The 314-nt window shown below is 65.9% G+C and carries 1 pseudogene; it reads left to right on the top strand.

The window, feature by feature from the left end:
* Window positions 1-314, top strand: a pseudogene (locus EN861_RS34785) (glutamine--fructose-6-phosphate aminotransferase); the annotation flags it as partial.

Here is a 314-nt window from a genome sequence, read left to right as displayed (position 1 = left end):
AAGGGGCTGAAGCCGGTGGAGGCCGCGCACCAGGCGCTGAAGCGGCTCTCGGGCGCCTTCGCGCTGGCCATCATGTTCAAGGGTGACGAGGATCTGATCGTTGGCGCCCGCAACGGCCCGCCGTTGGCCGTCGGCCATGGCGACGGCGAAATGTTTCTGGGCTCGGACGCCATCGCGCTGGCGCCGTTCACCAACTCCATCACCTATCTCGAGGATGGCGACTGGGCGGTGGTGCGCCGCAACAGCGTCGCCATCTACGACATCGACGGCAACAAGGTCGATCGCAAGCGACAGCAGTCGCTGTCGACCAGCTT

Origin of the sequence: Mesorhizobium sp. M8A.F.Ca.ET.218.01.1.1 (genome assembly GCF_004791165.1) — a bacterium.
GTDB lineage: Bacteria > Pseudomonadota > Alphaproteobacteria > Rhizobiales > Rhizobiaceae > Mesorhizobium.
Note: the sequence above shows the minus strand (reverse complement) of the source record. Positions and strands in the feature narration are given on the sequence as shown.